We start from the raw sequence: 26675 nt of genomic DNA, 5'->3' as shown, positions 1-26675 counted from the left end.
GCCGCCAGCACGTGCCCGGCGTCCGGGCCTGAAACCGCTGGGGGCGCGATGTCCGGCGCGGTGGTGCTGACGCCGTTCTGGCCCGGACTGTCGCAACAAGAGGAACGGGGCTGACCGGCCGCCTGAGCACAGTGGGCCGAACCGCAGTCGCCGGACGAACGGACGTCCTCGTGCGGGCTGCCGGCAAGCGAGGGGCACGTGTCGGGCCCGCCGCTCTCCACGGCCATCACGGCCCGGACGTCCCCGGCCATCGATGTGTGACCCATGGTGGCCATGGAGGAGGACGGCCCGGCAGCCGTCGTCACACCGCAGGCAACCGCGCTCGCGGTGAGGACCGCCAGCAGCAGGGCGAGCAGTGCGTGCGCAGGGCGCCGCGCACCGCGCCGGAGTCCCCGGCGGGCCGCTCGCGTCACCCTGGCCATGCTGCTCGTCCCGTCCTCGTCACTGTCCGCCGGACGCGTCGCCGTGATCATGTCCGTCCCCGTGGTCGCCCTCCGGTTCGGGGTAGGTGAAGCTGCGGCGGATGAAGTGGTTGGGGGCGACGAGCGTCTCCCGTACGACGCGGTGCTGCTTGTCCAGCGTAAGTTCGAGGGCGAGGCGTTCGCCCGGGAAGCCGAGGGCCAGCACGGTGTTGCCCTCGGCGTCGGTGAAGCGGGAGCTGAGTGGCGCGCTTCCCTTGGCGTACGGCTCGGAGTCGACGAACTGGTCGCCGGTGACCTGCAGCTTCGTCGGCGCGACCGCGGTGCGGGCGGTGTCGCTGGCCACCTGCTCGTGCAGCGTGAACGTCCCGACATCGCGCATCGCCTTCACGGTCTGCTTGAGCAGGGCCGCGTCCGGGCGCGCCGGCCACATCACCCGCAGCGTGTCCCGCCCGCCGCCCCAGCCGTCGGCGCCGGCCCGCACGGTGAGCAGGTTCAGGCCGTTGCGCCAGGTCACCGGTGCGTAGAAGCAGCCCTCGCCGCAGCCGCGCACGGCCAGCGCGCGGCTGCTGCCGCCGGGCGTGGTCAGGGTCAGCCCGGCCTCGTAGGACAGGTCCGACGTCCCGCCGTTGTCGAGGTCGGTGTCCGGGGCGGTCAGCCGTACGACGACCTGCCCCTGGCTCGCGGTGGCGGCGATGCCGATCTGGTCGGCCCGCCCGCCTACGGTGATCGCGTTCCCGCTCGGCGGCGGGGCGAACGGCAGGGCGGCGTTCGCGTCCCGGGGCGGCTGCGTCACGCCGAGCCACGCGGTGACCGCCAGCACCGCCACCAGCGCGGACGCCTCGACGCGGGCCAGCTGACGCGGCGCACCGCTCGCGAGCCGCCGCCGGGCGGCCAGCGCCAGGGCGCACACGCCCGCCACCAGGGCCAGCTTGAGGGTGAGCAGCCGCCCGAAGTTCGTGTCCCACAGCTTGAGCGGGGAGACCAGCAGCAGGCCCGACAGCGTGCCGGTCAGCAGCACGAGCACGACCAGCGCCAACGCGATGCGGGCGTAGGCACGCAATGCGGCCCGTGCGGGCGGCGCCCACCGCCAGGCCCGGCCCACCCGCAGCACATGGACGAGCGCGCCGATCCACACCGCCGCCGCGGCCAGATGGACGGTGGTCAGCACCGGCCCCCACACCGCGGACTCGGCCGCCGGATGTGCCCGCAAGCCCTCTGCCACGACCGCCGTGAACAGCGCGGCGACCGCCGCCTGCTTCTGCCTCAGTTGCAGGGCGATCAGGGAGCCCAGCCAGCCGGCGATCTCGACCAGGGCCAGAATGCCGGGCCGCCCGTCGAACAGCGCGGCCCCGGACGGTGAGGTGACGCCGCGGACCAGGCTGCCGCCCCCGGCGATCAGGAGCGCTAGTCCGATCGAGGCCACAACGCCCGCCACCGCCCCGGGCGCCATCCAGGACCGGACCGTGGCCGCCCTCTCCGGGACGCGCCGCCGGGCCGTCAGCCACTCACCCACCAACGAGCCGAGCGTCAGCGCGAACGCCGCGAACAGCACCCAGCGCAGCACAGCGGTCGCCGGAGCCCCGGCGACCTGCTGTCCGCCCGAGGATCCGCCGACCGCGAGAGCGGCCGTCGCGGACCCGACCGCGAACTGGTAGGTGCCGCCCATCACGTCGCCGTCGAGCGCGATCGCCTGCCAGGACACCGTGTACACACCGGGTGCCACCGTCGAGCGGACCGGCGCTGTGAGCTGCCTGCCGCCCTCGCTGCGGCCAATCTTGCCGAGGGTCACCTGTTTCCCGTCCGGCGCCGACACCCGCAGGGCCCTGGCCCCGCTGGGCTGCACCGGCTCGTCGAAGACGAGGGAGATCTCCTTCGGCGCCGTCGGCACGGCACCCTCGATGGCCGGGGAGGCGAACAGCAGCACCGCGTGAGCCTGCGCAGACGTGGTCGCGGACAGCAGTCCGGCCAGAGCGAGCAGCACCGCGGCCGCCAGACGAGCGGCCCAGCGGGCCCGTACACCACACATCCCAAATACCTAAGTTCACTAGGAGAGCGTGGCGGTCAACCTACCAGCCCGGCCAGACCGGCCGTGTGACGGGCTCCGCTCGCTCAGCCGGGCATCTGCGGGGCCGCGGCGACGGGGGCCTCGGTCAGCGGGCACGCGTTCATGCCGGTCGCCGCCACAGCCGGCTCCGCGGCCAGCACCAGCGGCAGTGCCAGCACGGCGGCCACCGCGAGCGCACCGGCCCAGGCGGCGGCCCGGTGCAGGGGCCGCCGCGGACCGAGCAGGCGCCGCACCCGCCCGGACACGTGCCCGCCGGACGCGGCCAGGGCAGCCACCGGCGCCCCGGCACCGGCCAGGTCCACCAGGGCCGCGGCCAGGGTCAGTGCGCCCGAACGCGCCGTCGCCTCGTCATCGGCGGCCATCTCCACCAGCCGCCGGGTCTCACCGGCGGCCGTACGGAAGAGCGCCACCCGGGGGAAGGCCCGCTCCAGCGCCTCGGCATACGCCAGCACCAGGTGGTGCCGCTGCCGGATGTGCGCCCGCTCATGAGCGATCACGGCATCCAGCGCCTTCGGCTCCAGCGCCGTCAGCGCCGCCGTGGTCAGCACCACCCGGTGACCGCGGCCGGGCAGACAGTACGCCGCCGCGCGAGCGTCTTCCAGCACGGTGATACCGAGGTCACTCCGGTGGCTGCCGACCAGTGACAGCACGGCAGCATGCCGGGACCGCTCGCGCCGCGCCCGCACCAGACCGGCGGTCAGACACCAGCCGACGCGGCCCACCAGGGCCAGCGCCAGCACCGTGCCGCTCGCCGCCACCGCCGCCCCGCCCGGCACCGCGTACTGGGCCCGCAGCGCCATCACGCACGCCTGCAGCATTTCGGCGAGATTGCCGCTGACCGGCACGGTCGGCACCGCGACGGCCAGCCCAGCCAGCGCGACGGAGACAGCAACAGTGGCGGTCAGGGCCTGCCAGGCCCAGATCCCCAGCCGCGGCGCCCGCGACGTCCAGGAGGCGCGGGCGAGCCATGCGGGACCGAGGACGCCCAAGACAGCGGCGTAGGCGAGGAGGAGGACGGCGACTCTCATGGCCAACCCCCCTCGCTGCTCCGTGCGGCGAGCGCGGCCCGCAGCTCGGCGACCTCGCCGGCGTCCATCTCGTCGAACAGCCTGACCAGGGTCGCGGTACGGTCCGCACCGCTCGCCCACACCTGGTCGATCAGCGAGGCCGCGTACTCCTCCCGGCTCTTCGTCGCCTCGTACCGGAACGCCCGCCCGTCCTTGGCACGCGACAGCCAGTCCTTGCGATGCAGGATCTCTGTGACGGTGTGCACCGTGTTGTACGCCAGCGGCTGCGGCCGCTGGCCGTTCAGCTGCTCCAGCACCTCGCGCACCGTCACCGGCGCGCCCGCGGCCCAGACGACATCCATGATCGCCTGTTCCAGTTCGCCGAATCCCCGCATCCCGGCCGCCTCCGTCCACGAAAACCTAAGCAGCATGGTACTTGCCGACCAGGGGGCGCCGTCCAGGCACACGGTGCGTGCGCTCCCGCTCAGCGCGTCACTTCCGACACGCGCACAAAGCCCTGCCCATCAGCTGGACACAGGCTCAAGCGGTGGCGGAAGAGATCGTCGAGGAAGTCCGGCACCTGGTGATAGCAGAACACCGAGGCCGGCTCTCCCGTGATCCCTGGGGTGTCCAGGAACAGCGGCAGTTCCGCCAGGAAGTACCGCACCGCGCTGCACAACTGCTCATGCGTCGGTTCCTGTCCGGCGGGCAGCCGCCGCTCCAGCGTCCAGCCCGAAGCCCCCAGGCAGGCCCGGAAGAAGACGGAATCCTCTCGACTGCACTGTTCGATCCGCTCCTGCAGAATCCGGTAAGCGGCGTTCTCCGCCAGCGCCTGCCCGTCGAGCAGTTGCCCGTCGGGCTCGTCGATGCCGGCCGCGGCCAAGGCCCGCGTGATCTTGTTCCGTACGTACTGGCCCTGACGGCGCGCCTTCCACGCCGCCCTCTCCGGCGCGTACCCGAGCGCCTCCAGGGTGTACGCCGCGGCGGTGTCCGGGACGAAGAAGTGCACCCGCTTGAAAGCGCCCAGCGCCCAGCGGGCCAGGGCAGCGATGCGCTCGGCGGAAAAGTAGCTGTTGAACGGGCTGATCCCCACGCACGCGTGGGCGCCCGCTTCGAAGACCTCCCGGCACCGGTCGGTGAGCGGCTCTACGAGGAACCGCGCGGCGGCCCCGTCGGACTGGTCGGACTCTGCGGGCAGACGTGTTTCGGGCATGGTGAACTCCCCATGTGACGCGGGCTTGAGGGCACGGCAGCAGGGGACTCAAAGGGGGGCCGCCGTCAACGGCGGCAGTCCGCACAGGCGCGAGGACTCACGAGGAGACGCACCGGAGTGCGACGCCGCGAGCATCAGCGCCGAGTCCCTGGGGGGAGTCCTACGTCCGGATCACGCGCAGTAAATAGGGACTCGGGGCGCCGGGTCGGCTGGCGATCTGTGCCGACCCCGGTGCCGGCACGTCAACGGGTACCAGTGGATCGCCGGCCTGAGCGTCGTCGGCGAGGGGCAGCAGAACGCGCCCGGTTCCTTCACAAGCCGGGAGGCAGTGCCCGCCCGACATACAGGTGGAAGCCCCCGCGCCCGGGGCCTTACGCGAAACGGCTCCGGCCCGGACGTCAGCGTGCCGGGGACTCATGGAGAGGGCCGAGACTGCGGCTTCCCGTGCCATGGAAGAGCACCGCCCGTCGACGCCCGGACGGGCCCCTGCGAGCGCAGTCGATGCGCATCCCAACACCAGCCAGGCCAACAGCACACCGAGAAGGCTGCGGTGCAGGGCACTGCTACAGGGCGGGCGCACAACACGACCGTAAGAGGAAACTCGAGCGTCCGATCCACTCAACAGCACCAATCACCCGGACGGCCCACACCACGCAGCGATACGGTCGCCACCGCTACCCAGGCTCGGGCGGTTGAGGCACCCACACGACCGCCACCAACGCAGCGCCCGCAGCTCTTCATCCACGTCCGCTAGGGGCGGAGACCGACTCGCTGTATACCGGCGTCGGCGCCGCGCCGGTGTGGTGTGGGCGCGAGACAGCAATCGGGGCGCCGAGGTCACTGCTCCTCGCGGTCATGACCCCCGTCCGTCCCCACACTGGGCCGACGACGTCGGTGCCAGCGGATTGATCGGGGCACCGCCCCGGTGCTCCCGTCACCGTGGGGGCGGGAGTACCGGACACGATCTGTGTGCCAAGACCGGGCCGTCCAGATGTCCCGCTTCAAGCACCACACCGTGTTCGTCCTCGGCTACCCTGGCGAACGGCTTGTCCTCGCATCGGCCCTGGAAGACCGTCGATGGAACGTCGGGAGCCGCCGGGCCGACCAGAACCACCTCACCCGCCGTACGTTCACCTGCTGGGAGACGGAAGAATTCCGGAAGTGGGCCTGACGATGAGTTCACGGCGGGCAGCCGGTTCCGTGGTGCTGGGCCTGTTGGTGGCCCTGGCCGCGGTGCTGGGCGTGGCGTGCCTGTGTACGCACGGCCACGTCCCACAGTCTCTGGCCGTATCGTCCGCGTACGGCGCCTTGGACGGCGGCATCCCCGAGCATGCCTGTGCCTCGTCCGGCCACGGCCGGTGCGGCACTGAGGCTGCGGCGGACACCCCAACCACTGGACCGGTGCCCCACCCCCTGCCGCAGGCATGGCCTGCCCGCGTGGAGGTACGGCCGGCCGCCTTCCCGGCTGCTGCGGTCAGGAAGCGCCCAGCGGCGCCGCGTGCGCCGGACCTGTACACCCTGCAAGTGCTGCGGACTTAGACCGGATGCCCGTTTTTCGCCATCGCATCCGTCGATTCTGCTTGCACGAAAGGGACCTTTCCATGGGCTCCGGCAACCCCAAAACCAAGAACACCACGGGCAAGAACAAGAACGCGAACAAGGACAGGACGGCAGCCCGCCGCGCCAAGATAGAGGAACAGCGCCGCGCGGAGCGGGCCCGTGAGCGCCGCAACCGCATCATCACCATCGTCGCGTCCACCGCGATCCTGGCCGGGCTCGCGGGTGGAGGCTGGTACCTCATCGACGCCGCCAACGGCAAGGAACAGGCCAAGGCGGCCCCGGTCTCCGGCGAGAAGACCTGGTCGAAGCTGACCCAGAACCACGTCGACAAGAAGGTCGACTACCCCATGACGCCGGCCGCGGGCGGCGACCACTCCCAGGTCTGGCAGAACTGCAACGGTGACGTCTACACCCAGGAGATACAGGCCGAGAACGCCGTGCACTCGCAGGAGCACGGCGCGGTCTGGATCACCTACAACGGCAACGCCGCCCAGGCGGACGTCAAGGCGTTGGCCGAGAAGGTCGCCAAGACCCCGTACACGCTGATGAGCCCGCTCAAGGCGCAGTCCTCGCCGATCACGCTGACCGCCTGGGGCCGCCAGCTGAACGTGAAGAAGGAATCCGATCCGCGGGTGGCCGAATTCCTCGACAAGTACGTGCAGGGCAAGCAGACCCCCGAACCGGGCGCCGCCTGCACCGGAGGCAAGTCCGCGTGAGCGTGAACGACATGCGCATGAACGGCACCGGCACAGACGAGGACCTGGCCCACGAGACTGAGCTGGATGCAGCGCCCGGTGCGCGGCGGCAGGGCAGCCGCACCGTCGCGATGCTGGCCGCGGGGGCACTCGCCGCCGTACTGGCCGTCGTCGCGGTGCTGCTGTGGCCGACCGCCGGCTCCGCCGACGCCGTGCCGTCCCAGCAGTCCGCGGACGCGGGCTTCGCCCGGGACATGGCGGTGCATCACCAGCAGGCGGTGGAGCTGTCGTTCATCGTGCGCGACCGCACCGACGACGAGGACGTGCGCCGGCTCGCGTACGACGTCATCAACACGCAGGCCAACCAGCGCGGAATGATGCTGGGCTGGCTGGAGGTGTGGGACCTGCCGAAGTCCTCTCAGGAGGGGCCCATGTCCTGGATGGAGCACGACATGATCGGCATGGAGGGCATGGAGGGCATGGAGTACAAGCCGCACGACGGTTCGCTCATGCCCGGCATGGCCACCAACGCGCAGATGGACCAGCTGGGCGAGGCCAAGGGGAAGGCCGCGGAAATCCTCTATCTCCAGCTGCTGACCGCGCATCACAAGGGGGGCATCGGCATGTCCGAGGCGGCGGCCGAGATGGCCAAGACCGAGCAGGTGCGGCGGCTGGCGCAGGGCATGGTGGAGGGGCAGCAGGCCGAGGTGGGTCTGATGGCGGACATGCTCAAGGAACGCGGCGCGACAGCGTGACGGCCTGACCTCAGGGGTGCTGCCGTCCGGCCGGGCCGGACGGCAGCACCCAGGCCGTGGGCACTGTTCGGACGGCCGGAGGAGGGCGAATCCGCGGACGCTCTTTGGCTGCTCGGGCTGCCGCTGACAGACTTCAGGACACCCGCGAGTCTCCGGCGAGCCGGAGTCTGGGCTCCTCTTGGTTCGTGCACGGCCTTGGACGTCACCCGCTGTCCGGGCCCGGCGTCCCCGGGCGCAGCCGTCCCAGGCCGGGAACGAAGCGCCCGGCCGTCGCCCCGTACTCGGTGTAGGCCGCGCCGTGCACCGCCTGGAGGTAGGGCTCCTCGACGATGCGCACCTGCAGTTCGACGGCGACGACCAGCGCGGCGAGCGACGCGACCGCGAGGACGTTCGGCACCATCAGCACCAGGCCGACGCCGCTGACCATCATCGCGGTGAAGATCGGATTGCGTACGTGGGCGAAGGCACCGCTGGTGACCAGCGCCGTGCGCTCGGCCTGGTCCACCCCCACCCGCCACGAGGCGCCCATCGCTGTCTGGGCGGCCAGCGTGCCGACGATTCCGAGGACGGTGATCGCCGCCCCGGTGGCATACACCGGCCGGGCCTCGGAGAGAAGGAGCGGCAGTCCCGCGAGCGTCGCCGCGGGGGCGGCCACCGCTCCGAGCAGCGCCGCGACGAACAGCACACCCGCCCACCAGGAGGCCGAGCCGGGCCGGCCCGACAGCCCCCTGAACCCGGCGTCGCCAGTACGACGGAGCTGGATCACCGCGCGCACCCCGAAGGCGGACAGCAGCCAGATTCCGTACAGCAGCAGAGCCGCCCAGGCCCAGCCCGTCATCGGGCCGTCGCCTCCTCTTGCGTTTGCGGTCCGCAGCACGAGCAGCCGGGGCCGCAACCGCAGCTGTCCTGCTCCGTATCGGCCATCGGGCCCATGGGGACCGCGCAGCAGCTGTCGCCGCGCCACGCCTCCCGGCCCTCCTTGACCGCGACGGCGGCGATCACCAGGGCGGCGATCGGGTCGGCCCACGTCCAGCCGAACAAAGAGTTGGCGAGCAGGCCGGCCAGCAGCACGGCCGACAGGTAGGTGCACAGCAGCGTCTGCTTGGAGTCGGCGACGGCGGAGGCGGAGCCCAGTTCACGTCCGGCGCGGCGCTGCGCGGCGGACAGGAACGGCATGACCGCCAGGGACAGGGCCGCCAGCACGATGCCAGCAGTCGAATGCTGCGCCTCGCCGGTGCCGGCCAGGGCGCGGACGGAGTCGACGGTGACGTAGGCGGCGAGCACGAAGAACGAGACCGCGATGATCCGCAGCGCGGTCTTCTCGCGTGCTTCTCGGACGGCGTGCTCGCGGGCGGAGAACTGCCAGGCGACGGCGGCGGCAGAGGAGACCTCGATCACCGAGTCCAGGCCGAAGCCGATCAGCGCGGTGGAGGAGGCGATCGTGCCGGCGGTGATCGCGACGATCGCCTCGACGACGTTGTAGGTGATGGTGGCGGCGACCAGCAGCCGTATGCGCCGGGCCAGTTGGGTGCGTCGGGCCGGGCTGGGGCCGAGCGATACCTGCAAGGACATCAGCAGCAGTCCTTCTCGTCGGCGTCCGGACAGGTGCGGTCCGCCTCGACGGCCAGGACGGCGCCACGCAGGTCGTCCAGGGCGTGGCCGAGGCGGGCATCAGCCAGCTCGTAGCGCACGCGCCGGCCTACGGGGACGGCAACGACGATGCCGCAATCGCGCAGGCAGGCGAGGTGGTTGGAGAGCCGGGTGCGGGAGATCTCTAGCTTGTCGGCGAGATCGGCCGGGTGGGCCGGGGCCTCGCGCAGGATGAGCAGGATGCGGCAGCGGATCGGGTCGGCGAGTGCGCGGCCGAAGCGGGCCAGCGCATCGATGTCAGTGGCGATGGACAGCACCCCTTGACGATACAGGAAATCCTGAATTCAGAAAGTCTTGTATTAACCCTGGCGGGTGCGGCAGGGAGCAACCTCCCCCCGACAGGCTCGTCCGCGTCGCTACGATCCGCCACGTCGGCCATCCGGCACCTTCCGGGCTGTCGGCCAGGGCGATGGTCCCTGCCCTCCGCGGACCGGCCGTCGAGCGCACCTGCCGCACAAGACTTCATGGCCCGTGTGGCTTACGCCGCGTTCATCAACTGCGGGTCGGGCGGATCCAGATGTGCCGTTCGGGAAGCGTTGGTGCATGACCGCGATCAGTGTGCGATCGGTACCGGTCGTAACTCGCGGGCCTGGCCGAATGTGGGGAAAATGGGGCGTACTCTTCGACCTCGGATGCCCGGGCGCCCAGCAAGCTGCCGGGCCGGAGGGAGCGGCATGAGACAGCGCAGGCTGGTCACCCTGGGCGCGGCGCTGTGCACAGCCGCGTTGCTGGGTCTGGCTGTGCCGCAGGGCGCCGCAGCCGTCCCCGAGAAGTGTTCCTACATCTCAGCGACGTCTCGGCCCGCCCTTACGTACGGTCAGACCGGGGCCGCGGTCAAGCAGGCTCAATGCCTGAGCAACGTGTGGGGAGGCCAGCCGCCCAAGCTCACCCTTGATGGGGTGTTTGGCTCCGTCATGCTGAAGAAGATCGTGTGGATCCAGGGCTGCCACGGCCTGCCGCCGAGCGGCGTCATCGATGCGCGCACCTGGCAGGTGCTCTATCACCCGGCCCTGGACTGCTACGACCCCTATCCGGCCTGAGTAACCCGTCATCGGTCAGGCCCGCACGAGCGAGGACATCGCGGGCCCGACCCGGTGAAGTCACTGAGGGCGGCAGGCCAAGCAGGAACGCCGGATCGCCGCCGCCCTGAGCTACTGCAACCGCGAGGGCTCGTGGAGTGCGGGACCGCTTGAGCGGGGCGCCGAGCCGACGGTTCAGTGCGCGTGCGGGGTGCTCCGGTGGACGGGGCCGTGCGGGTCCTCGCAGTGCGCCGGGTCATCGCCGGGCCGGGTCACTTGAAGGACGGGGTCGGGGACGTGGTCGACCTGGAGTGTGGTGTGGGTGATGCCGTAGTCGTTCTGAAGGAGTTCTTCCAGGTCGCGGCGGACGGCGTGGCAGTCGCCGCCGGGATCGACCAGGATGTGGGCGGACAGGGCGGCCTGGCCGGAGGTGATCTGCCAGACGTGCAGGTCGTGGACCTCGACGACGGCGGGCTGGGCGACGAACTTGTCGCCGAGGGCGTCCGGGTCGAGGTCGGCGGGGGCGGCCTCCAGGAAGATCCGGCCGGAGTCGCGCAGCAGTCCGTACCCGGCCTTGACCATCAGGACGACGACCACGAGCGTGGCGATGGCGTCGGCCCGCGCGAAGCCGGTCAGGACCACGATCAGGGCGGCGATCGCTGTGCCGATGAAGGCGAACAGGTCGTTGAGGATGTGCTGGTAGGCGCCCTCGACATTGAGGGAGGAACGGTTGGCCTTGGAGATGCACCAGGTGGCGATCACGTTCACGACGATCCCGGCGAGCGCGGTGACGAGCATCAGCCCGCCCTCCACCTTGGGCGGGTCGATCAGCCGCTCCACCGCCTCGTAGGTCAGCCAGGCGCCGAGCAGCAGCAGGGTCAGGCCGTTGGCCTGGGCGGAGAGGATCTCGGCGCGCTTGAGGCCGTAGGTGTAGCCGCCGCGGGCCGGGCGGGCGGCCAGCCGCATCGCGATCAGAGCGAGCACGATGGAGGCGGCATCGGTGAGCATGTGCGCCGCGTCCGAGATCAACGCCAGCGAACTGGCCATGATGCCGACGACGACCTCGCCGGCCATGAACACCGTGATCAGCGTCAGCGCGATCGCAAGCCAGCGGCGGTCGGCGTCCGCCGACACCCCGTGGGAGTGCCCGGCGTGCCCGCCCGCCCCGTGATCATGCCCCGGGCCATCGTCGTGACCTTGCTCGCTCATGCTGTGCCTTCCCCCTCGCAACGGATGCCTGACTCGTAGTGAAACCCACGGCCCCGGCAATCACCAAAGGCTGCATCGGTGACCGTTGTCATGTCCGTTAACACGCCCCTGACCTGGGGAAACACCAACCAGCTCCGAGGGTGGGCAGGCCGGTGTCCACCGGGGCGACCCGGCGGCGAACCCGGCACACGGCGGCGGGTACGCTGCCGACTACAGCCCCTGCCGTCCCGTCCCTCTCCGTGATCGCCCGCGCGACCCGGAAAGCCCTGAAAGCCGCACCGTCATGCGACCGCTCGAAATGCACCGCGCCGCCTCCCCGGCGTCCGGCGTGCTGCGCGGGACGAGGGCCGCGGCGCTGGCCGCGTTGTGCGTGCTGCTGCCACTGGCCGGGCACCTGCTGTCACAGGGCCACGCTCCGCGGTGGGCCGTCGTGGCGGCGATGGTCCTGATGGCAGTGCCCGGCGCGGTCGTCCTGACGCGGCGGCGGCTCACCGACACTCAACTGCTCATCGCCCTCGCGGCAGCGCAACTCGCCTTCCACGCCGCCTACTCGCTGCCCGGCGCCTGCGCCGCCATCACGGCGCAGGACGGCCCTCCCGGCGCTCTGTCCTGGCTGATCGAGCACGGCGCGGCCGCCGGCCCGCCGCCCGCCGTGCTCCTCGCCGGACACCTCGTCACCCTGCTGCTCGCCGCCCGTCTGCTGGGCCTTACCGAGCAGCTCCTGTGGCAGGGCAGGCCGCTACTGATGGCCGTACGCCGACTGCTGCTGTTCGTCTGGCCGCTGCTCGGCCTCGCCCACGGAACGGGTCCCCAGACCGGCGTCCGCGAGAGCGCCTCGCCGCTGAAGTCGGCCATGCTCGCGCGGCTCAACGAGGGCCGGGCTCCCCCACGTCGTGGGAACAGCCCCCTCGCCCTTCGCCGGCCCCTGCCGATCGGCGGTCCCTGCCTGCCCTGACGGGTAGGACACGCGGACCGGTTCGACGGGCCGGCCCCGCCCGTCCCGGTGGCCCGCGCCGCCGGGGATGACAGAGAGCCCCGCCTTCATGCTCGCCACCGACCGGCGTGCCGCCCGTAGGACGGCACGCGTCCTCGTGGTACCCGCCGCCCTCGCGGCCCTGGCCGTCGCCGCACCGCAGGCCGCCGCCCACACCGACCTCGAAGCGTCCAGCCCTGCCAAGGGCGCCACGCTCGCCGGGCTGCCCCCGCAGCTCACGCTGACCTTCAGCGATCCGATGACCCAGAAGTACGCCAAGGTCGCCGTCACCGGCCCGGCGGGAACATCCGTCGCCGACGGCGAGCCGCAGGCCGACGGCAAGGCCGTCACCCTCGCGCTCACGTCAGGTTCCACGGCAGGCCGGTACACGGTCGGCTACCGGGTCGTCTCCAAGGACGGGCACCCCGTCTCCGGCTCGTACACCTTCACCGTCAATGAGACGGCCGCCCCCAGCTCCCCGCCCACGCCCACGCCCACGAATCAAGCCGCCGCGCCTCCCACGGCGTCGACGCCCAAGGCGGAGCACGCCGCCGCCGACGCCGGCACCTCGTCCGGATCCACGACGCCCCTCCTCGCTGGAGCCGGCGTGCTGGCCGCGGCCGCCCTCGGCGCCGGCCTCTACCTCCGTCGGCACAGGCAGGCCCGCCATGGCGACTGACGCCGACCCGACACGGGCGAGCCGGCTGCCGGTGGTCCTCGCCGGCGGGGCACTCGCGTCCGTAGCCGCGGCCGTTGTCGCCGTCTGGGCCGGCGGCGGTGCGGCGACCGCCATCCCCGGCATCGAGGATGCCGGGGGCCTGACGACCTGGGGGCTTCCGGTCGCCCGGACCCTCACGGACGCCTTCGCCGTGGCCACCGTGGGCGCGCTGCTGCTCGTGGCCGTCCTCCTGCCCGGCGGTCGCAGGCTTACGGCGACGCAGTTGCGCTACCTCACCTGGGCCGCCGCGGCGGCCGGAGTCTGGGCCGTGGCATCGGCGGCCGCGCTGGTGTTCACCCTGTCTGACCTGTTCGCCCAGCCCGTCGGCAAGATGCTTTCCCCCGCGATCGTGGCGGACTTCGTCACCACCGACGCCCAGGGCCGCTCATACGCTTTGATGGCGGCCTCGGCGGGGGTGATCGCCACGCTGTGCGTGGGCATCGGCACCGCCCGCTGGGCCCGCCTCATGCTGGTCCTCGCGCTGGCCGGGCTGCTGCCGCCCGCCTTCACCGGGCACTCCTCCGCTGCCGGCAACCACGACGCGGCCGTCGCCAGTCTCGCCCTGCATGTGGCCGGTGTGGCCGTGTGGGTCGGCGGGCTGGTCTTCGTCCTGGTCGTCGCCGCGCGCCGGGAGGAGCGGGCGGCGGACGCGGTCCGGCGTTTCAGCCCGCTTGCCGCCGGGGCGCTGCTGGCGGTTGCGGCCAGCGGTCTCGTCAACGCGGTGGTCCGACTGCCGTCCCCCGCCGAGGTGTTCACCAGCCGGTACGGCCTGCTGGTGCTGGCCAAGACGGTGGCGCTGGCTGCGCTGGGCGGCATCGGCCTGTGGCACCGCCGCCGCACGCTGCCCGCGCTTGCGGACGGCAGGCGGGGTGCGTTCGTGCGGCTCGCGGCCGGTGAACTGGTGCTGATGGCGGCGGCGATGGGGCTCGCGGTGGGCCTGTCGCGCACCCCGGCCCCGGGCTCCGGCGGGGAGGTCTCGCCCACCGAGGAACTGCTGGGCTTCCCCATGCCGCCGCCGCTCGGCGACTTCCCCTGGACACCGCTGTTCACCCAGTGGCACTTCGACCCGTTGTTCGCCTTCGGCACGGCCGCGGCCGCGCTGCTGTATCTGGCGGGCGTACGGAAGTTGCGGGCCCGGGGCGACAAGTGGCCCGTCGGGCGCACCGTTTCGTGGCTGGCCGGGCTGGCGGTGACCGTGCTGGCGTCCATGAGCGGGCTCGCCGTCTACGGCAAGGTGCTCTTCAGCGTCCACATGGGCCAGCACATGATCCTCGCGATGACCGTGCCGATCCTGCTGGTCCTCGGCGCCCCGGCCACCCTCGCGCTGCGCGCGCTGCCCGCCGCGCTCAAGGGCGAACCGGGCGGTCCGCGCGAGGTGCTGCTCAAGCTGCTCCACAGCCGCTATGTGAAGGTGATCTCCCATCCCGTGGTGGCGAGCGTGCTGTTCATCGGCAGCGCGTTCGTCGTGTACTACACCTCGCTGTTCGAGACCCTGATGCGCAGCCACCTCGGGCACATGGTCATGCTGGTGCACTTCCTGGCAGTGGGCCTGCTGTTCTTCTGGGTGATCATCGGTATCGACCCGGGTCCCCGCCGCCCGCCCCACCTGGGCCGGCTCTTCGCGCTGATCCTGACGATGCCCTTCCACTCCTGGTTCAGCATCTCGCTGATGAGCTCCACCGCGTTGATCGGTGAAGGCTGGTGGTCGCAGCTGGAGAGGCCCTGGGTCGAGTATCCGATGGACGACCAGTACAACGCGGGCGCGATCGCCTGGGCCACCGGTGACATCCCCGTCCTGCTCACCACGATCATCCTGGCGATCCAGTGGGTGCGCTCCGACCAGCGCGAGGCCCGCCGCGTCGACCGGCAGATCGACCGCGCCGACGCGGGCGACCCGCTCGCCGCCTACAACGCCTACCTCGCGGGCCTGCACGCCCGCGACCGCCGGACCGTCAACTCCCGTAAGGCCGAGGAATCGTGAAACGACTGAAGAAGCAGCTGATCGCCGCCGCCGTGCTCGTCGCGGGATTCGCCCTGGCGTTTGCCTCCTATGTGCTGCTCGCCCCGGAGAACCAGAGCACGGGTGGCCTGGACGTGCAGCCCGCCGCCGAGGCACTGCCCGTCCGCGACAGCAGCCATCGCCTCACCCGCCCGGCAAAGAGCGAACTGACCGTCGTGGAGTTCCTCGACTTCGAGTGCGAGGCGTGCGGCGCGTACTACCCGGCCGTGGAGAAGCTGCGTGCGGAGTACGGCGACCGCGTCACCTTCGTCGCCCGCTACTTCCCCATGCCCGGCCACCGCAACGGCGAACTCGCCGCCCGCACGGCCGAAGCCGCGGCCCGGCAGGGCAAGTTCGAGGAGATGTACACCAAGCTCTTCACCACCCAGAAGCAGTGGGGCGAGTCGCAGGACTGGAAACAGGACGTCTTCCGCGGCTACGCCAAGCAACTCGGCCTGGACATGAAGAAGTTCGACGCCGCCCTCGCCGACCCGGCAGTGGCCGGCCGTGTGCAGGACGACCAGCGCGACGGACTCGGTCTGGGGGTGCGGGGCACGCCCACGTTCTTCGTCGACGGCGAGATGGTCAAGGCCCCGGCCTCCTACGAGGCGTTCAAGGCCCTCATCGACGGCCGGCTGTCCGACTGAGCGTGGGAGGACCGAGCCCCATGCGATGCCTCATCAGCCCCTGCCCGCGCGCCAGCGCCTTCCTTGCGCTGTGAACACACCGCACAGCTCCGACGTATATGACAAGGTGACCGCAGTGACCACCACCAAGGCCCCCGCCTACGACGAACGTCTCACCGCCCCGCGAGTCTGGTGGCTCATCGCCTTTCTCTTCGGCGTCTCCCTGGCCCTGATCTTCCTGCCCTACGGCCTGATCGGCGCCCTGACCGGCTTGCTGGCGGGCACCGTGCTGGGCGGATTCGTGGTCAGCAACCAGGGATCGATGCGCATCCGGGTCGTCGCCGGCCTGCTCGTCGTCGGCGACGCCCGCATCCCCCTGACCGCGCTCGGCGAGCCCGAGGTCCTCGAAGGCGAGGAGGCGCGGGCGTGGCGGACGTACAAGGCGGACCTGCGCGCGCACATGGTGATGCGCAGCTACATCACCACCGCGGTGCGTGTGGAGGTCGTCGACCCCGAGGACCCCACGCCGTACGTCTACCTCTCCACGCGCACGCCGGACCGGCTCGCCGAAGCGATCCGCGACGGCGTCTGACAGGACGAGGCGAGAGGGGGAGAGGGGGCGAGCGTGCCAGGTGACCGTGTGGCCGGGCGGGACGGCCGGACCGCGGGTGAGCGGCCGAGTGGTACCGGGGCGTGCGTGCGGGCCGGGCTGTTCGCGCTGGTCGGGAGCGTGCTGGCGGCCCTGGGCCATCACGCGGTCGCCGAGGGCGCGGTGCCCTGGCGCCTGGTGAGCGTTTTCGCCGTCGCGCAGTTCGTCCTTCTGTGGCCGCTCGCACGGCGCCGTCTCACCCTGGCCACGGTCACCGCCTGCACGCTGGCTGCTCAGGGTTCGCTCCATCTCGCGCTGACCTGGCTCGGCGGCACCCACCACACCGACAGCGGTCACATGTCAGGCCCGGGCGACAGCCACGCGGCCATGGCCATGGGCGACGGGCACGCCTGGCATCACTCCTCGACGGCGATGACGGCCGCTCATGTGGCCGCCGCGCTCGCCGCCGGCTGGCTCCTTCACCGTGCGGATACGGCCATCGCGGCGGCGCTGGCCGCCACCCGCACCCTGCACCGGGTGGCGGCCGCCCTCCTGACCCGCCTGCTGCCGCCCCTGCCCAACCCTGTGCCGACCGAGCCGCCCGTCCTGCGCCTGGCCGGCTGCCTCGAACTCCCGCCGCCCGCTTGGACGTACACCCTGGAACACGCGCTGGTGCGCAGGGGACCACCGGGACGCACCCACGTCCCGCAATGTCCCCTTCACCGGGCTGCGGCTTCGGTCCGCCCGGCACCATCGGCAAGGAGTTCCCCATGCCCACGAATTACCGTGCCCGAACGGCACGCCGCATCACGCTCGCCGGCGCCGCCGCGCTGACGGCCACCCTGGCGCTGGCCGGTCCGGCCTTCGCCCACGCCGAGGTCGAGGCCGACACCCCGCAGGCCCTCGCCGAGAACGTCACCCTCAGCTTCGTCTCCGAGGCCGAGTCCGCCGACGCGGGCTTCACCGAACTGCGCATCGTCCTGCCCAAGGACATCGCCCCTGCCGACGTGACGCTCGACGAGGCTCCCAAGGGCTGGAAGCTGAAGGCCACCGATGACGGGTACACCGTCGGCGGCCCGGCGCTGAAGGCCGGCGTCGACGCCGAGCATAAAATCAAGGTGCGGCAGCTGCCGGACGCGAAGGAGATCGCCTTCAAGACCGTCGAGACCTACAGCGACGGCAAGATCTCCCGCTGGATCGAACTGTCCGACGGCGGAGCCGAGCCCGAACAGCCTGCCCCGGTCCTGGAGTTGAAGGCAGCCGCGCCGGGCGCCAAGCCTGTCGTCCCCAGCCCGTCCGCGAGTCCCACGCCGAGTCCGACCCCGCCGGCTGAGACATCGGCCAGCCCGGCCGCGGCCTCCGAGACGGCCGCGGCACCGAAGAAGGACGAGAGCGAGTCCAACGGGGTCGTCATCGGCGCTGTGCTCGCGGCTCTGGCCCTCCTCGGCGCCGGGGCCTGGTGGCTGGTCACGCGCCGCAAGGGTTCGGCACAGAGCTGAGAGAGCGCGGTGATGCGCCCACGGCCGTCCCGGGCGCATCACCGCATCGGCACTCGCGTCTACGATGACCGGGCGACCTGGGTGGAAGGACCTGACACGATGCGGCGGCTCGGCGATCTGGAAGCAGAGATCATGGACCGGCTGTGGACATGGCGGCGGCCGGCCTCCGTCCGCGAGATCTGCGACGACATCAACACGACCCGCCCGGTCGCCTACACGACGGTGATGACCGTCGCCGGCATCCTTCACAGCAAGGGCTGGCTGCTGCGCACCAAAGAGGGACGCGCCTGGCTCTACACCCCCGAGCGCAGCCGTGAGGCGTATGCGGCGGCCCTGATGGAAGACGGGCTCGGCGTCAGCAAGGACCGGCCAACCGCCCTGCTGCACTTCGTCGAGGGCATGTCCGAGGAAGAGATCACGGCCCTGCGGCAAGCCCTGGACAGCGCCCGCGGGGACGCCGGGACGTGATCACATCCCTGTCGCTGGCCGCCTACGCCGCATGCGTCGCCTGGGCCGGCCCGCGGGTGCTGGTACGGGCGAGCCGGCTCCACCGGGCCCCGGTGCTGGCGGTTGCCGTATGGCTGGCGCTGGGCCTCTCGTTCGCCCTCGCCGTCATGCTCACCCTTTACGGCCTGGCCATGCCGTCCGAGCACCTGCACATCGTCGTCGTCGACCTGCTGCGCTCCTGCGGAGTCCACGGCGGCTCGGTGTCCGCCGCCGCAGACCGCTTCGCGCTGCTGTGGCCCGCCGGTGTGCTGGCCGCCCTCCTCGCCTGCCTGGGCTGCCGGCTGGCGGTGAACCGACGGGCAAGGGCACGGCACCGCCATGCCGTCGACCTCGTCGGACGGCATGTGGCGGAGCTGGGGGTGACCGTGCTGCCGTACGACCTGCCGGCCGCCTACTGCCTGCCCGGCCGCGGCTCCCGCATCGTCGTCACCGACGCGGCCCTGCGCCGGCTGACCCCGGCCCAGCTCGGCGCCGTACTGGAACACGAACGCGGGCACATCGCCGGGCGCCACCATCTGGTTCTGGCCGTCACGGACGCCTTCCGATACGTCTTTCGTGGCGTCCCGTTGGCCCGTGAGATCCACCAACAGACCCATGCGCTGCTGGAGATGGCCGCGGACGACCGGGCTCTGCGGACGCACGGCCGCGACGCACTGGCGGGCGCCCTGGTCGAACTGGCCCGGGCGGCCACCCCGAAGGGCGCGCTCGCGGCGTCCGGACACACCGCGATGCTCCGCATGCGACGCATCCTGGGCCCGCAGCACAGGCCGCATCTCTTCCTGCGGGCCGGTATGACCGTGGCCGCGGGCACGACCCCGCTGGTGCCGCTGGTCATCGCCTGCGGCGTACAGGCCGGCTGAGGCACGACTCACACCGCTGCGACATCACAGTTGCGTTGTGAACCGAACTACGAATCTACTAAGTTCATCAGTACATCCGGTACCGGTAGCCCGGCGGCCCCTCTTTCGTCGGCTCATGTCCCAAGGAGTCACCGCGTAATGGGAACCCACCGTCGGCCGAAGCCGCCCAGCCGGACCCGCATCGCCTCGCTGGGCATAGCCGCGGGCGCCGTGAGCCTGCTGCCCACCCAGAGCCAGGCGGCGCCCGAGCCGACGGTCGAGGAGGTCCGCAAGCGGGTCGAGAAGCTCTACGAGGAGGCCGAAGGGCCCACCGAGGCGTACAACGGCATCCGCGAGAAGCAGAAGACCCTCGAAACCGCGGTCGACGGGGCGCAGGACCGCCTCGCCCGCAAGCAGCAGGAAATCAACGAGCTGCGGGCCAAGATGGGGCCACTCGCGGCCGCCCAGTACCGTGGCGGCGGCCTGGACCCGAGCGTGCAGCTCTTCCTGTCTTCCGATCCCGAGTCCTTCCTGGAGCAGGCCGAACTGCTCGGCCGGACCGGAGACCGCCAGTCCGACGCCCTCAAGGCCATGCAGAGCCTGCAGCGCGAACTGGCCCAGGAACGCGCCACCGCCTCCCAGAGCCTTAAGGATCTGCAAGAACTCCGCGTCGAGGCCGCCGCGAAGAAGAACCTCGTCCAGGAAAAACTGCGCCAGGCCCGCACCCTCCTCAACAACCTCACCGCCCAGCAGCGCGCCGCCGTGCAGGCAGCCCAGGACAAAGACGACGCCGCATCCGGCACGAGCGACAGCACCGCGACCTACAACGGACCCGCCAGCGGACGCGCCAAAACCGCCCTGGACTTCGCCTACGCCCAGCTCGGCAAGCCCTATGAATGGGGATCCACCGGCCCCAACTCCTACGACTGCTCCGGCCTGACCGGCGCCGCCTGGCGCGCCGCGGGCGTCTCCCTGCCCCGCACCGTCGTGCAGCAGTACAACGCCACCCCCAAGGTCGCCCGCGCCGACCTCCAGCCCGGCGACATCATCTACTGGTACAACAACAGCCAGCACAACGGCATGTACGTCGGAAACGGCAAGGCCATCCACGCGCCCCGCACCGGCAAGAACATCGAGATCGCCGACGTGGACAGCATGCCGTTCTACGCCGCGTCACGCCCCTGACGCCGCCTGATCGTTGTCGTCCGCAAGGGCTCCCATCCGCAGGTTCCACCGGCCCGCCCGGCCGGTGAACCGCACCACGGCCAGGGGCGGAACATCGACGCGCCAGAACGACCGAACAGGCGCCGCAAGGGCGTTGAGCACCGAGGCCCGGGCCACGGCCTGCTCCACCACGGCCAGAACCCTGCCGGAATCGTCCGCGAGGCCGTCCATCCAGCCAGCCACCCGGCGGCACAGGTCCTCCACCGACTCACCAGCGTGCGGGGCCGCCTCCGGGTCCATCATCCAGGCGCCGAACGCGGCAGGATCCTCTGCCGCCACCTCGTCGAGGGTCCGCCCCTGCCAGCGGCCCATGTCCAGGTCCCGCAGGAACGGTTCCGCGACCACCTCGCCCCATCCCAGGGCGCGTGCCGTCTGCCGGCATCGCTGCGAAGGCGCGGTATACGGCGAGCCCGTCGCTTCAAGGGAACCGCGGGCCTCCCGTGCCTGCCGCAGCGCCTTCTCGTCGAGTTCCACGTCCCCGAAGCGCATCTCGCGCCCCACCGGTGCGGCGGCGCACACCAGCGTGAGCCGGACAGTCATGCGCTCCCCTTCGCCCTGTTCACCACGGTCGGTCCATCGTAGGTGGCGTACGCCATGTTGGCTGATCCTTATCCTGCGCTTACCATCTCGAACGACAAGGACGACGGCAGCACGGAAGTCCGGTGCAAGCCCGGCACGGTCGCGCCACTGTGTGCCACCCCTCGGCAACGAGGTGGTGGTGAGTCAGACCCAACGCCGTCGTCGCGTGCTCCACACGATCGCGGGACGCGTTGTTCCCGAGGAGGTCTCGCCATGGCACAGTCCACTGCCGCCCCTGCCCCCACCGGCTCCGAAATCACCCTCACTCCCCTGCCGTTGAAGGCGATCGCCCCATGGGCGGTGTTCTTCGGCATCCTGATGCTGGTCCTGCTGTACTTCGTCGGCGCGGAGCAAGGCGCAACGGCCGTCGTCTCCGGCGAGGGCGTGCACGAGTGGGTGCACGACGCCCGCCATCTGCTCGGCTTCCCCTGCCACTGAGACGGGCGGAACGATCGTGAATTCAGCCATCGTGCGCACCCTGCTGGTGCGCGGCATGCTCGCCGGGATCGCGGCCGCGCTCCCGGCTCTGGTCTTCGCCTACCTGATGGGCGAAGGACCGGTAGACGCGGCGATCGCGTTCGAGTCTGCCAACTCCCATGAGCACGGCGAGGAGTTGGTCAGCCGGACACTGCAGTCCACAGCCGGTCTGGCCACCGGCGTGCTCGTCTTCGGTGTGGCGGTGGGCGGGATCGCCGCGCTCGCCTTCTGCTTCGCGCTGGGCCGCATCGGCCGGTTCTCCATCCGGGCGACCGCGGCGCTCACCGCACTCGGCGCGTTCCTGCTCGCCTATCTGGTGCCCATGCTCAAGTACCCGGCCAACCCGCCTGCGGTCGGCAACCCGGACACCATCGGCAAGCGCACCGCGCTCTTCTTCCTGATGATCGCGCTCACCGTCCTACTGGGGGTCGCGGCAACCCTGCTCGGGCGCCGTCTCGCACCCCAGTGGGGCAACTGGAACGCCTCCATCGCCGCCGGCCTGGCCTTCACGGCAGCCGTGAGCGTGGCCATGGTCATCCTGCCCTCAGGGGACAACACGCCCTCCGGGTTCCCGGCCACGGACCTGTGGAACTTCCGGCTCGCCTCCATCGGCATCCAGGCCGTGCTGTGGGCCGGATTCGGGCTTCTCTTCGGATACCTGGCCGAACGGGCCCTCGAACCGAGGCCCGTGGGAAGCCGAGTCCCGGAAGCGGTCGCCTGACCTGTCATGAACGGCGGTGGGATCCACCGGGGGCGCGCCCGCCGGATCCCATCCGCCACCGTTCTCAGGACGCCGCATACACGGTCTTTGAGGAGAAGTCGCTGATCCTCACGGCCCGGGCCAGAGTCGAACCGTCGACCGTGGTGATGGCCCCACTGGTCCAGGTGCCGGCATGCCAGTGTCCGGCAACGCTAGACCGCCTCTCGACAAGCCGTCAGAGAACCGGCTCAGGAAGTGCTCGTGTCGGTGACATCCGTGATGGTCACCGTCTTGGTGACCGTGACCTGGTCGACGTCGGTGGCGCGTACCGTGACGTTCATCGTCCACACGCCCGCCATGGGCACCCGCAGGTCATAGGCGGCCCAATAGCCCTGCTGGTCCTTGAGTTTGGCGTCGAGCGGGCCGATTCCCCGTTCTTTGTGGGTCAGCGTGAGACGGATTTCGGGGATCGTGACGATGCCGTTGTCGAACGCGTACGCCACGGCCTCGACCGTGTTCTCACCCACGCGTCCCGGTGCCAGGGTGATCTGCACCCTGCCACGGTTGTTGGGCTTGCCCATGTCGAACGGAACGACGACGAGCTTCGCCGGGGCTTGCTGCGCGGCGAGGGCCGCGGCACTCTCCGCGGCAGCCCGGCTGGGCTGGCTGCCGGTAAGCACGGTGGTGACCGCCAGAACGACAACACCCAGTACGGCCTCGACGGCGACGGTGCGACGCAGACTCCGCCGCTGACGATCGGCGACGGAGAACGGCTGCCCGGCGTCGCCGAAGGACTCGCGCTCGGCGGGTACGTCCGCGGTGCTGTCGGACCCGGTGGTTCCCGGCACAACCGAGGCGCCGACAGCCTGCGCAACGGGTACACGCTCGGGCTCGGGCACCTGCTGCTGATCGGCGGCCTGCGCAGTCCCGCCGACGAGACGCGCGGCCCACTGCCGTGAGAAGGACGCCGCGCACACCATCACCACCACGGCGACGGTCTTGAGCACGAGAGTCCTGCCGTACGACGTCGTCGACAGCGCCTCCACAGAACCGACCTGCCGCCAGGACTGGTAGAGCCCGGTGCCGACCAGGACGACCACGGCCGTGAACGCCAGCGTCGAGAAGCGGACGACAGCAGAGACGGGGATCTCGGTGCGCTCCGTGACTCGCCTGCGCAGCACGGTCAGCAGGGTGATCAGGCCACCCAGCCAGACGGCCATGGCCAGCAGGTGCAGGACCGCGACAGGAACGGCCAGCGGCACCTGGATGCCGGCGGAGGCGTGTTCGGCGGCGGCCCAGGTCGCCGCCAGCCCGACGGCCAGCACGGCACCGGCCCAACGTGCACCGGAACCGGTCGGCCTGGGCTGTGTTCCCTCCTCCCTGATGCCGGTTCGTACGGCCGTCCGCCACATCAGGACCGCGGCGAGGGCCAGCAGCACCAGCCGCAGACTCAGCGCCGTCCCGGTCCTGCCGGTGATGCTTCGACCGAGCAGGGACAGATCCAACGCCGAACTGATGCTGCTCCCTTCCTCGTAGGGGCCGCGCAGCAGCAACAGGGCCACGGTGGACGCCAGCAGCGTCGCCCATCCGGCCACCAGCAGCCTGCGTACCGGGCGGGCCGCGCTCGCGGCGGGCCAGCAGAACAGGACGAACGCGGCGACGCCGACGAGGAGAGCGAGGCCGCTGTAGGCGACGTAGCGGACGATGCCGTACACGCGGCTGGCCGCCGTGTCGTCCGGTGAGTCGGCCACGGCGACCACGGCGGTCTCGGAGGGCTTGCCGATGGAGAAGGTGAACGCGCCGGAGATCGGGTGGCTGTCCGCGGAGACGACGCGCCACGCCACCGTGTAGGTGCCCTGGGCGAGTTTGTTCTGCAGGGTCACCTGGGCGGTGTTCTTCTTGCCGTCGGCGTGCTGGGCGGGGCGCGGGTTCACGCGTTCGTTGTCCGGGGACAGCACGCGCAGAGAGGCGTCGCGGAAGCTGACCGACTCGGTGAAGGTGAGGGTGACCTGCCGCGGTGCCGTTTTGAGGACGACCTTGTCCGCGGGGTCGGAGGCGGTCAGCACGGCGTGCGCGGAGGCGGGGCCGGCCCCGCCGAGGAGCAGGGCGATCACCGCGCCGAGCAGGGCCAGGGCGGTCAGCGGCCTCCTGGCGGGAGGCGATCCTGAGTGCATGAAAGGGAGGTCTCCGGGGCGGTGTCAGGACGGGCTGGGTGCGGTGCTGGGTCCCATGCCGGAGTAGCTGACGATGTCGCCGCCGGTCTGGGTGCGGAACTTCTTGAGCGCGTCGATCTTCGCGCTGATGATCCAGCGGGGTCCCACCAGGAAGTCGGCCCGGTACATGGAGGCGGACTCCAGCCACGTCTCCTTGAACCGCTCCTCGGGGAACGTGGTGACGAGGTAGTCGACCGCCTTGGTGTGGCAGACACCCTGGCGCAGCTCGTCCGCCTCGATGCGGATCTTGGGCTTGCAGCCCGTCAGGCTCGCGATGACCTCGACCTTCGCGGGCGCCACCACCCCGGCCTTCACAGCGGATATCGCGGGGCTCTTCGACGCCTTGCTCCCGTCGGCCGCCTCGCCCTCGCCGCCACTGCAGGCCGCGGTCAGGGGGAGCAGGGCCAGGCTCCCGGCGACGGCGGCGCCGCGCACCAGACGGGCGGCGCAGGGGGTGCGGCCGGTACGTGATCGCGGTTGCTGGTGGGGCACGTCGCTTGCTCCGTATCCAGGCTGTTGCTGCCCGTTCGGGGGGACTGACGGTCGACTAGGGGTACGGGTGAACGCCGGTGGGTGTTCACCCGTATGACAGGCGCGAGCCCGTGGGGCGGCTGGGACACCGCCCCACGGGCCCACACTCATGCCGAGACGGGTGTGCGCTCGGGCTGGACGGTGGGTGCGTTGTGCTGGTCGGTCCAGTTCTGCAGGGCGCTCATGCAGGCGTGGTCGAGGTGGCGCAGGCCGGCGAGGTTCAGCTCGACGGGCCGGTCGGCGGGCAGTGCCTCCAGGGCGTCCAGGATGCGCGGCAGCCGCAGGAAGGTTGCGTGGCCGGCGATCCGTACCCGTACGGCGTCCGTGGCGGTGTCGTCGACGTCGATGTGGACGTGCGAGGTCTCCCAGGCCGTCTTCACCACGGCGAGCCCGAGTCCGATCAGGACGCCTTCGAACATGTTGGTGACCAGGATCGCCCCGGCGGTGATGACCAGCACCAGGGCCTCGCCGCGGTGTTCGCGCCACAGCGGCCCCAGTTCCTTGATGGGCAGGAGCTTGAAGCCGGCGTGGATGAGGACGCCGGCGAGGGCGGCGGTGGGGATCATGCCGAGGGCGTCGGGCAGCAGCGCGGCGAAGAGCAGCAGCCATACGCCGTGCAGGATCCGGGAGAGCTTGGTGCGGGCGCCCGCCTGAACGTTGGCGGCGCTGCGGACGATCACCGCGGTCATCGGCAGGGCGCCGAGCAGCCCGCACAGGGTGTTGCCGGCGCCCTGGGCCATCAGCTCCTTGTCGTAGTTCGTCTTGGGCCCGTCGTGCAGCCGGTCGACGGCCGCCGCGCTGAAGAGGGACTCGGCGGAGGCGATCAGGGTGAAGGCGACGATCGTGGCCAGCAGGCCCACGTCGGTCAGACGCCCGAACTCGCCGAGGGCGGGCGCCTGGACGGCCTCGGCCAGGCCGCTGACCTCGACCCGCTTGATGGGCAGGTCGAAGAGGACGGTGGCGACGGTGGCCGCACCGACCGCGAGCAGCGGGCCGGGCAGCAGCTGTGCCCGGCCGGGGAGCTTCTTCCACAGCGTCATCACGGCGATGGTGCCTGCGCCGATGGCGGCCGCCGTGAGAGACGAGTTGGACATGAGGACGTCGACGGCGAGGTCGTACAGGCCGGCGATGTTGGCGGTGCCGCTGCCGGGTGCCTTGCGGTCGCCGAGCGCGTACAGCTGGCCGGCGATGAGTACCAGTCCGATGCCGGCGAGCATGCCGTGCACGACGGACAGCGAGATGGCCCGAAACCAGCGGCCCCACTTCAGGGCACCCAGGGTGAGCTGGAGCAGGCCGGTGGCCAGGACGATGACGCCGAGCGCGGGCAGTCCGTAGTCCTTGACGGCGGTGAAGACGAGGACGGTCATTCCGGCGGCCGGGCCGGACACCTGCAGGCTACTGCCGGGCAGGAATCCGGTGACGAGTCCGCCGACGATGCCGGTGATCAGGCCGAGTTCGGCCGGGACGCCGGAGGCGACGGCGACGCCCACGCACAAGGGCACGGCGACGAGGAAGACGACAAGGGATGCGGTGAAGTCGCTGCGCAGCGTGCCGCGCAGCGAAGAGATCGGTGAGGTCATGGCGTTCTCTCAGGTGGGGGAAGGAA

The 26675-nt window shown here is 71.3% G+C and carries 27 protein-coding genes; 15 read left to right on the top strand and 12 right to left on the bottom strand.

The genetic code is table 11. The features are described 5' to 3' along the window. Window positions 1-441 precede the first annotated feature (441 nt). The 4 genes from OG440_RS39840 to OG440_RS39825 form a co-directional block, all read right to left on the bottom strand. Window positions 442-2448, bottom strand: a complete 2007-nt coding sequence (locus OG440_RS39840) for a copper resistance protein CopC (protein WP_331753315.1) — start codon at window positions 2446-2448, stop codon at window positions 442-444. 83 nt (window positions 2449-2531) lie between these two features. Next, window positions 2532-3515 (bottom strand): M56 family metallopeptidase, encoded by a 984-nt coding sequence (locus OG440_RS39835; RefSeq protein ID WP_331753314.1) that lies wholly within the window; start codon window positions 3513-3515, stop codon window positions 2532-2534. Next, on the bottom strand, window positions 3512-3889 hold the full coding sequence (locus OG440_RS39830) for a BlaI/MecI/CopY family transcriptional regulator (protein WP_406011630.1): 378 nt from the start codon (window positions 3887-3889) through the stop codon (window positions 3512-3514). The genes OG440_RS39835 and OG440_RS39830 overlap by 4 nt, the downstream gene beginning before the upstream one ends. A gap of 89 nt (window positions 3890-3978) precedes the next feature. Beyond that, window positions 3979-4707, bottom strand: a complete 729-nt coding sequence (locus OG440_RS39825; RefSeq protein WP_331753310.1) for a tRNA-dependent cyclodipeptide synthase — start codon at window positions 4705-4707, stop codon at window positions 3979-3981. A gap of 1601 nt (window positions 4708-6308) precedes the next feature. Between OG440_RS39825 and OG440_RS39820 the strand changes: the two genes are divergently transcribed. Both OG440_RS39820 and OG440_RS39815 read left to right on the top strand, forming a co-directional pair. Continuing rightward, window positions 6309-6983, top strand: coding sequence for a DUF3105 domain-containing protein (locus OG440_RS39820; RefSeq protein WP_331753306.1), 675 nt, complete (start codon window positions 6309-6311; stop codon window positions 6981-6983). Window positions 6984-7093: 110 nt separating this feature from the next. Then, window positions 7094-7717, top strand: coding sequence for a DUF305 domain-containing protein (locus OG440_RS39815; protein ID WP_331753512.1), 624 nt, complete (start codon window positions 7094-7096; stop codon window positions 7715-7717). Window positions 7718-7919: 202 nt separating this feature from the next. Here OG440_RS39815 and OG440_RS39810 read toward each other — a convergent pair whose 3' ends face one another. Genes OG440_RS39810 through OG440_RS39800 form a run of 3 tightly spaced genes read right to left on the bottom strand, consistent with a single transcriptional unit; the run spans window position 7920 to window position 9624 of the window. Then, on the bottom strand, window positions 7920-8555 hold the full coding sequence (locus tag OG440_RS39810; RefSeq protein ID WP_331753304.1) for an isoprenylcysteine carboxylmethyltransferase family protein: 636 nt from the start codon (window positions 8553-8555) through the stop codon (window positions 7920-7922). Further along, window positions 8552-9289, bottom strand: a complete 738-nt coding sequence (locus OG440_RS39805; RefSeq protein ID WP_331753302.1) for a cation transporter — start codon at window positions 9287-9289, stop codon at window positions 8552-8554. The genes OG440_RS39810 and OG440_RS39805 overlap by 4 nt, the downstream gene beginning before the upstream one ends. Then, window positions 9289-9624: a metalloregulator ArsR/SmtB family transcription factor gene (locus tag OG440_RS39800; protein WP_331753300.1), complete on the bottom strand. Its 336-nt coding sequence runs from the start codon at window positions 9622-9624 to the stop codon at window positions 9289-9291. Before OG440_RS39800 ends, OG440_RS39805 begins: the two co-directional genes overlap by 1 nt. Window positions 9625-10041: 417 nt before the next feature. On the opposite strand from OG440_RS39800, the gene OG440_RS39795 reads away from it, so the two are divergent. Continuing rightward, window positions 10042-10407 (top strand): peptidoglycan-binding domain-containing protein, encoded by a 366-nt coding sequence (locus OG440_RS39795; protein WP_331753298.1) that lies wholly within the window; start codon window positions 10042-10044, stop codon window positions 10405-10407. Between the two features lie 174 nt (window positions 10408-10581). On the opposite strand, the gene OG440_RS39790 is transcribed toward OG440_RS39795, so the two are convergent. Beyond that, entirely contained in the window at window positions 10582-11595 is a 1014-nt protein-coding gene (locus OG440_RS39790; protein WP_331753296.1) for a cation diffusion facilitator family transporter, read from the bottom strand. Between the two features lie 283 nt (window positions 11596-11878). Between OG440_RS39790 and OG440_RS39785 the strand changes: the two genes are divergently transcribed. The 10 genes from OG440_RS39785 (at window position 11879) to OG440_RS39740 (ending at window position 20530) form a co-directional block, all read left to right on the top strand. Further along, on the top strand, window positions 11879-12550 hold the full coding sequence (locus OG440_RS39785) for a hypothetical protein (protein ID WP_331753294.1): 672 nt from the start codon (window positions 11879-11881) through the stop codon (window positions 12548-12550). 67 nt (window positions 12551-12617) lie between these two features. Then, on the top strand, window positions 12618-13247 hold the full coding sequence (locus OG440_RS39780; RefSeq protein ID WP_331753292.1) for a copper resistance CopC family protein: 630 nt from the start codon (window positions 12618-12620) through the stop codon (window positions 13245-13247). Further along, the gene (locus OG440_RS39775) at window positions 13237-15267 is read left to right on the top strand and encodes a cytochrome c oxidase assembly protein (RefSeq protein ID WP_331753290.1); all 2031 of its coding nucleotides are present in this window, start codon (window positions 13237-13239) and stop codon (window positions 15265-15267) included. The genes OG440_RS39780 and OG440_RS39775 overlap by 11 nt, the downstream gene beginning before the upstream one ends. After that, window positions 15264-15932 (top strand): thioredoxin domain-containing protein, encoded by a 669-nt coding sequence (locus tag OG440_RS39770; RefSeq protein ID WP_331753288.1) that lies wholly within the window; start codon window positions 15264-15266, stop codon window positions 15930-15932. Before OG440_RS39775 ends, OG440_RS39770 begins: the two co-directional genes overlap by 4 nt. 115 nt (window positions 15933-16047) lie before the next feature. Next, on the top strand, window positions 16048-16503 hold the full coding sequence (locus OG440_RS39765) for a DUF3093 domain-containing protein (protein WP_331753286.1): 456 nt from the start codon (window positions 16048-16050) through the stop codon (window positions 16501-16503). A gap of 105 nt (window positions 16504-16608) precedes the next feature. Then, window positions 16609-17334 (top strand): hypothetical protein, encoded by a 726-nt coding sequence (locus OG440_RS39760; RefSeq protein ID WP_331753284.1) that lies wholly within the window; start codon window positions 16609-16611, stop codon window positions 17332-17334. Further along, window positions 17271-17999, top strand: coding sequence for a DUF1775 domain-containing protein (locus OG440_RS39755; protein WP_331753282.1), 729 nt, complete (start codon window positions 17271-17273; stop codon window positions 17997-17999). Before OG440_RS39760 ends, OG440_RS39755 begins: the two co-directional genes overlap by 64 nt. Before the next feature lie 99 nt (window positions 18000-18098). Further along, window positions 18099-18467 carry a BlaI/MecI/CopY family transcriptional regulator gene (locus OG440_RS39750; protein ID WP_331753511.1) on the top strand — a complete coding sequence of 123 codons (369 nt, stop codon included), beginning with the start codon at window positions 18099-18101 and terminating at the stop codon, window positions 18465-18467. Continuing rightward, the gene (locus OG440_RS39745) at window positions 18464-19366 is read left to right on the top strand and encodes a M56 family metallopeptidase (protein WP_331753280.1); all 903 of its coding nucleotides are present in this window, start codon (window positions 18464-18466) and stop codon (window positions 19364-19366) included. Before OG440_RS39750 ends, OG440_RS39745 begins: the two co-directional genes overlap by 4 nt. Before the next feature lie 138 nt (window positions 19367-19504). After that, complete coding sequence (locus OG440_RS39740; protein WP_331753278.1) at window positions 19505-20530, top strand: NlpC/P60 family protein; 1026 nt, start codon at window positions 19505-19507, stop codon at window positions 20528-20530. Here OG440_RS39740 and OG440_RS39735 read toward each other — a convergent pair. Next, a complete protein-coding gene (locus OG440_RS39735) occupies window positions 20519-21109 on the bottom strand; it encodes a histidine phosphatase family protein (protein WP_331753276.1) in 591 nt (196 codons plus the stop codon). The genes OG440_RS39740 and OG440_RS39735 overlap by 12 nt on opposite strands. Window positions 21110-21361: 252 nt before the next feature. On the opposite strand from OG440_RS39735, the gene OG440_RS39730 reads away from it, so the two are divergent. Both OG440_RS39730 and OG440_RS39725 read left to right on the top strand, forming a co-directional pair. Then, window positions 21362-21586 (top strand): CbtB-domain containing protein, encoded by a 225-nt coding sequence (locus OG440_RS39730; RefSeq protein ID WP_331753274.1) that lies wholly within the window; start codon window positions 21362-21364, stop codon window positions 21584-21586. Window positions 21587-21602: 16 nt separating this feature from the next. Further along, window positions 21603-22346, top strand: coding sequence for a CbtA family protein (locus OG440_RS39725; protein WP_331753272.1), 744 nt, complete (start codon window positions 21603-21605; stop codon window positions 22344-22346). A gap of 227 nt (window positions 22347-22573) precedes the next feature. On the opposite strand, the gene OG440_RS39720 is transcribed toward OG440_RS39725, so the two are convergent. From OG440_RS39720 to OG440_RS39710, 3 genes are all read right to left on the bottom strand, one after another. Continuing rightward, window positions 22574-24499 carry a copper resistance protein CopC gene (locus tag OG440_RS39720; protein ID WP_331753269.1) on the bottom strand — a complete coding sequence of 642 codons (1926 nt, stop codon included), beginning with the start codon at window positions 24497-24499 and terminating at the stop codon, window positions 22574-22576. A 24-nt stretch (window positions 24500-24523) separates the two neighbouring features. Further along, entirely contained in the window at window positions 24524-25030 is a 507-nt protein-coding gene (locus OG440_RS39715; protein WP_331753267.1) for a hypothetical protein, read from the bottom strand. A gap of 146 nt (window positions 25031-25176) precedes the next feature. Next, window positions 25177-26649 carry a SulP family inorganic anion transporter gene (locus OG440_RS39710; protein ID WP_331753265.1) on the bottom strand — a complete coding sequence of 491 codons (1473 nt, stop codon included), beginning with the start codon at window positions 26647-26649 and terminating at the stop codon, window positions 25177-25179. Window positions 26650-26675: the final 26 nt, after the last annotated feature.

The organism is Streptomyces sp. NBC_00637 (genome assembly GCF_045161545.1).
Classification (GTDB): domain Bacteria; phylum Actinomycetota; class Actinomycetes; order Streptomycetales; family Streptomycetaceae; genus Streptomyces.
The sequence above is the reverse complement of the archived record's forward strand: the minus strand, read 5'-3'. Positions and strand labels throughout refer to the sequence as shown.

Bases quoted from the DNA above. Each gene is read 5' to 3' on its own strand.
- OG440_RS39810 (WP_331753304.1), bottom strand. From the start codon at position 8,555: ATGACGGGCTGGGCCTGGGCGGCTCTGCTGCTGTACGGAATCTGGCTG.
- OG440_RS39830 (WP_406011630.1), bottom strand. From the start codon at position 3,889: ATGCGGGGATTCGGCGAACTGGAACAGGCGATCATGGATGTCGTCTGG.
- OG440_RS39785 (WP_331753294.1), top strand. From the start codon at position 11,879: ATGCGACCGCTCGAAATGCACCGCGCCGCCTCCCCGGCGTCCGGCGTG.
- OG440_RS39740 (WP_331753278.1), top strand. From the start codon at position 19,505: ATGGGAACCCACCGTCGGCCGAAGCCGCCCAGCCGGACCCGCATCGCC.
- OG440_RS39840 (WP_331753315.1), bottom strand. From the start codon at position 2,448: ATGTGTGGTGTACGGGCCCGCTGGGCCGCTCGTCTGGCGGCCGCGGTG.
- OG440_RS39775 (WP_331753290.1), top strand. From the start codon at position 13,237: ATGGCGACTGACGCCGACCCGACACGGGCGAGCCGGCTGCCGGTGGTC.
- OG440_RS39730 (WP_331753274.1), top strand. From the start codon at position 21,362: ATGGCACAGTCCACTGCCGCCCCTGCCCCCACCGGCTCCGAAATCACC.
- OG440_RS39835 (WP_331753314.1), bottom strand. From the start codon at position 3,515: ATGAGAGTCGCCGTCCTCCTCCTCGCCTACGCCGCTGTCTTGGGCGTC.
- OG440_RS39820 (WP_331753306.1), top strand. From the start codon at position 6,309: ATGGGCTCCGGCAACCCCAAAACCAAGAACACCACGGGCAAGAACAAG.
- OG440_RS39710 (WP_331753265.1), bottom strand. From the start codon at position 26,649: ATGACCTCACCGATCTCTTCGCTGCGCGGCACGCTGCGCAGCGACTTC.
- OG440_RS39825 (WP_331753310.1), bottom strand. From the start codon at position 4,707: ATGCCCGAAACACGTCTGCCCGCAGAGTCCGACCAGTCCGACGGGGCC.
- OG440_RS39795 (WP_331753298.1), top strand. From the start codon at position 10,042: ATGAGACAGCGCAGGCTGGTCACCCTGGGCGCGGCGCTGTGCACAGCC.
- OG440_RS39750 (WP_331753511.1), top strand. From the start codon at position 18,099: ATGCGGCGGCTCGGCGATCTGGAAGCAGAGATCATGGACCGGCTGTGG.
- OG440_RS39720 (WP_331753269.1), bottom strand. From the start codon at position 24,499: ATGCACTCAGGATCGCCTCCCGCCAGGAGGCCGCTGACCGCCCTGGCC.
- OG440_RS39815 (WP_331753512.1), top strand. From the start codon at position 7,094: ATGCTGGCCGCGGGGGCACTCGCCGCCGTACTGGCCGTCGTCGCGGTG.
- OG440_RS39805 (WP_331753302.1), bottom strand. From the start codon at position 9,289: ATGTCCTTGCAGGTATCGCTCGGCCCCAGCCCGGCCCGACGCACCCAA.
- OG440_RS39755 (WP_331753282.1), top strand. From the start codon at position 17,271: ATGCCCACGAATTACCGTGCCCGAACGGCACGCCGCATCACGCTCGCC.
- OG440_RS39790 (WP_331753296.1), bottom strand. From the start codon at position 11,595: ATGAGCGAGCAAGGTCACGACGATGGCCCGGGGCATGATCACGGGGCG.
- OG440_RS39780 (WP_331753292.1), top strand. From the start codon at position 12,618: ATGACAGAGAGCCCCGCCTTCATGCTCGCCACCGACCGGCGTGCCGCC.
- OG440_RS39735 (WP_331753276.1), bottom strand. From the start codon at position 21,109: ATGACTGTCCGGCTCACGCTGGTGTGCGCCGCCGCACCGGTGGGGCGC.